General features: G+C 69.4%; 4 protein-coding genes. 3 read left to right on the top strand and 1 reads right to left on the bottom strand.

Features of this window, described 5'->3' with window-relative positions; genetic code table 11:
• From BHU15_RS08425 to BHU15_RS08415, 3 genes are all read left to right on the top strand, one after another.
• The coding region (locus tag BHU15_RS08425; RefSeq protein WP_069626613.1) for a GMC family oxidoreductase at positions 1-1,323 on the top strand (1,323 nt) is incomplete at its 5' end.
• Positions 1,324-1,479: 156 nt separating this feature from the next.
• Positions 1,480-3,003, top strand: coding sequence for an acetaldehyde dehydrogenase ExaC (gene exaC / locus BHU15_RS08420; RefSeq protein ID WP_069626612.1), 1,524 nt, complete (start codon positions 1,480-1,482; stop codon positions 3,001-3,003).
• 252 nt (positions 3,004-3,255) lie between these two features.
• The gene (locus BHU15_RS08415) at positions 3,256-4,068 is read left to right on the top strand and encodes a COG4705 family protein (protein WP_069626611.1); all 813 of its coding nucleotides are present in this window, start codon (positions 3,256-3,258) and stop codon (positions 4,066-4,068) included.
• Here BHU15_RS08415 and BHU15_RS08410 read toward each other — a convergent pair.
• Positions 4,049-4,437 (bottom strand): ATP-binding protein (locus BHU15_RS08410; protein WP_141726789.1); only part of this gene is annotated, 389 nt, incomplete at its 5' end. The genes BHU15_RS08415 and BHU15_RS08410 overlap by 20 nt on opposite strands.

Raw genomic sequence — 4,437 nt, 5'->3', positions numbered from 1 at the left:
CCACTCGTCCAGGTCCTCGGCCGGTGCCCAGAAGGCGATGCACGAGTTGTGCGACGAACAGCCGCCGAGGACCTGGACGAGTGGGGAGCCCTCGGCTGCGCCGGCTGGAGCGCGGCCGACTGCTTCCCCCTCTACCGGCGGCTGGAGACGAACGACGCGCCCGGCGACCACCACGGCCGTTCGGGCCCGGTCAACATCATGACGATCCCGCCGAACGACCCTTGCGGCAGTGCCCTGTTGGAGGCGTGCGCGGCGGCCGGGATCCCCACCACGCCGTTCAACACGGGGCGGACGGTGCTGCGGGGAGCGCACTGGTTCCAGATCAACTCGCATCCGGACGGCACGCGTTCGTCCGCCTCCGTGTCGTATCTGCACCCGATCCTGGGCAAGCGGCCCAATCTTGAGGTGCGTACGGGACTCCAGGCCAAGCGGCTGCTGTTCGACGAGCCCGGCGACCCGCACCGCTGCACGGGAGTGGAGTATCTGGAGTCGGACACCGTGCACAGCGGCGCCGTCCGGGCACGCCGTGAGGTGGTGGTCTCCTGCGGGTCGATCGACTCGCCGAAGCTGCTGATGCTGTCGGGCATCGGCCCGGCCGGGCATCTGCGGGAGAACGGCGTCGAGGTACGGGTGGACTCCCCGGGCGTCGGCTCCCATCTCCAGGACCACCCGGAGGGCGTGATCATGTGGGAGGCACGGCAGCCCATGGTCACCACCTCCACGCAGTGGTGGGAGATCGGGATCTTCGCCGACACCGAGCCGGGCCTGGACCGGCCCGACCTGATGTTCCACTACGGCTCGGTGCCCTTCGACATGAACACCTACCGGCGCGGCTACCCGACCACCGACAACGCCTTCTGTCTGACACCGAACGTCACCCGCGCGCGCTCGCTCGGCACCGTGCGGCTGCGTACGCGCGACTTCCGGGACAAGCCGAGGGTCGATCCGCGCTACTTCACCCATGAGCACGACATCCGGGTGATGACGTACGGGCTGCGGCTCGCCCGCGAGATCGCCGCGCAGCAGCCTCTGGCGGCGTGGAAGGGGCGGGAGTTGGCGCCGGGACCGGACGCGCGGTCCGACGAGGAGCTGCTGGACTACATCCGTCAGACGCACAACACCGTCTACCACCCGGCGGGCACGGTGCGGATGGGGGCGGCGGGGGACGTGGACTCGCCGCTCGACCCGCAGTTGAGGGTGAAGGGCGTGACGGGGCTGAGGGTGGCGGACGCGTCGGTGATGCCGTTCCTGCCTGCGGTCAATCCGTGCATCACGACGATGATGATCGGCGAGAAGTGCGCGGACATGATCAAGGCGAGCTGAGCGGCGCCTCGTACGGCGCACGTCGGACGACGGCGTACGTCGGGCGACGGCGTACGTCGGGCGACTCGGCGCAACCTGGTCGCAACGTCCGCGCTCCTAGCCTCGCGGTGAGCGCCGTCCAAAGGCGGGCGGCACCCTCACCGGGAGGCCACTGAGATGACCCGATACGCAGCGCCGGGCACCGACGGCGCGATCGTCTCGTACGAGTCACGTTACGACCACTGGATCGGCGGCGAGTACGTCCCGCCGGCCCAAGGCAAGTACTTCGAGAACCCGAGCCCGGTCAACGGCCGCCCCTTCACCGAGATCGCCCGAGGCACCGCCGCCGACGTCGAGTGCGCGCTTGACGCGGCCCACGGCGCGGCCCCGGCCTGGGGAAAGACGTCGGCGGCCACGCGCGCGGACATCCTCAACAAGATCGCGGACCGGATGGAAGCGCGGCTGGAGGAGCTGGCCGTCGCCGAAAGCTGGGAGAACGGCAAGCCGGTGCGCGAGACACTGGCCGCCGACATCCCGCTCGCCATCGACCACTTCCGCTACTTCGCGGGGGCGCTCCGGGCGCAGGAGGGCTCGCTGAGCGAGCTGGACGACGACACCGTCGCGTACCACTTCCACGAGCCGCTCGGCGTGGTCGCGCAGATCATCCCGTGGAACTTCCCCATCCTGATGGCGACTTGGAAGCTCGCGCCCGCGCTGGCGGCGGGCAACGCGGTGGTGATCAAGCCGGCCGAACAGACTCCGGCGTCGATCCACTACTGGATGAGCCTGGTCGCCGATCTGCTGCCGCCGGGCGTGGTCAACATCGTCAACGGCTTCGGCGTGGAGGCGGGCAAACCGCTCGCGTCCAGCGCGCGGGTGGCGAAGGTCGCCTTCACGGGCGAGACCACCACGGGGCGGCTGATCATGCAGTACGCCTCCGAGAACATCAAGCCCGTCACGCTGGAGCTGGGCGGCAAGAGCCCGAACATCTTCTTCGACGACGTGTGGTCGGCGGACGACGACTTCCGCGACAAGGCGCTCGAGGGCTTCACGATGTTCGCCCTCAACCAGGGCGAGGTGTGCACGTGCCCGTCGCGCGCGCTGATCCAACGCGGCCACTACGGCGAGCTGCTGGAGGCGGGCATCGCCCGCACCGAGGCGATCGTGGCGGGCCACCCGCTGGACACGGACACGATGATCGGCGCCCAGGCGTCCAACGACCAGCTCCAGAAGATCCTTTCGTATCTGGACATCGGCCAGCAGGAAGGCGCGAAGATCCTGACGGGCGGTCAGCGCATCGAGTACGAGGGCGAGTTGGCCGGCGGCTACTACGTCCAGCCCACCATCTTCGAGGGCGACAACCGGATGCGGGTCTTCCAGGAGGAGATCTTCGGCCCGGTGCTCGCGGTGACGTCCTTCGCCGACTTCGACGACGCGATCAAGACGGCGAACGACACGCTGTACGGCCTGGGCGCGGGAGTCTGGACCCGCGACATGAACACCGCGTACCGCGCGGGCCGCGCGATCCAGGCGGGCCGCGTCTGGACGAACTGCTACCACGCGTACCCCGCGCACGCGGCGTTCGGCGGCTACAAGCAGTCGGGCATCGGCCGCGAGAACCACCGCATGATGCTGGACCACTACCAGCAGACGAAGAACTTGCTGGTGTCGTACTCGCCGAAGAGGCTGGGCTTCTTCTAAGCGCCAAGGAAGGGCACCTGACCTGGGTGGATGCCCGTCAGGTGCCCTGGGCGGGAGGCTGGCACGGATCCGGCGCGCTGTACCCACAGGCGTGCCTTCTCGGCCCCGGCCGGATCGACTTCGTGAAGACGAACACCGAACTCATCCTGATCGTCATCGAATACGCCCGCGCCCGACGCCGGGCCCGCCGACCGTGGATCCCGTCCGACGTGGTCAGGAAACGTTCAGGTACGTCCTGGGAGCGTCGCCTCCATGACCACCAACACGCATGCCGGCCGGTCGTACTCCCTACCCCGGCAGATGGCGAACAAGGTTCCCGAAGTCACCCTGTACTTCTGGGTGATCAAAGTGCTGTGCACGACGGTGGGCGAGACCGCCGCCGATCTCCTGAACGCGGATCTGGGCCTGGGCCTGGTCACCACGTCGTACGTCATGGCCGGTCTGCTGGCCGTCGCTCTGGTCGTCCAGTTCCGTACCCGCGCCTATGTGCCGTGGGTGTACTGGCTGGCCGTCGTGCTGATCAGCGTGGTCGGCACGCTGATCACGGACAATCTCACCGACAATCTCGGGGTCCCGCTGGAGACGACGACGGCGGTCTTCGCCGTGGCTCTCGTCCTCACCTTCGCCGCCTGGTACCTGAGCGAGCGGACGCTGTCGATCCACACCATCCGCACCGGCCGCAGGGAAGCCTTCTACTGGCTCGCGATCCTGTTCACGTTCGCCCTGGGCACCGCGGCCGGTGATCTGACCGCCGAGCGGCTCAACGTGGGGTACTGGCTGTCCGCCCTGCTCTTCGCCGGCCTGATCGCGGTCGTGGCCGTCGCCCACTACTCGCTGGACCTCGACGCCGTGTGGTCGTTCTGGATCGCGTACGTGCTGACACGGCCGCTCGGTGCCTCGCTGGGCGACTATCTGTCCCAGCCGACGGCGGACGGCGGCCTGGGGCTCGGCGCGGTCGGCACGAGCGTCCTGTTCCTCGCGGTCATTCTCGGTCTGGTCGTGTTTCTGTCCCGCACCAAGCGGGACGTAGCCGTGGCGGAGCCGGTCAGCCCGCGGGCAGGCTGACGGCGAACGACGCGCCGGGGCCTCCGTCCGAGAGCGTGATGTCGCCGCCGGCGGCGCGGGCGAGGCGCCTGGCTAGCGCCAGGCCCAGCCCCGCGCCGTCGTGGCCGTCGGCGGGATCCGCACGACGGCCCGGCTCGAACAGCGAGGACCGGAACTCCTCGGGGACCCCGGGGCCGTCGTCGCCGACGTACAGCGTGATCCGTCCGGTGCCCGCCTCGCATCTGACGGTCACCGTATGCCGGGCGTAGCGGCGCGCGTTGTCCAGCAGGGGCGTCAGAATGCGCTCGGCGACCTCCTCCGAGACCCCGATGTCCGCATCGCCTCCCCGGACGGTGACTGTCGGGGAGCCCGGCTCCTCGGCGCGGTCCC

The organism is Streptomyces niveus (assembly GCF_001723055.1).
In the GTDB taxonomy this organism is placed as follows: Bacteria; Actinomycetota; Actinomycetes; order Streptomycetales; family Streptomycetaceae; genus Streptomyces; species Streptomyces niveus.
The sequence above is the reverse complement of the archived record's forward strand: the minus strand, read 5'-3'. Positions and strand labels throughout refer to the sequence as shown.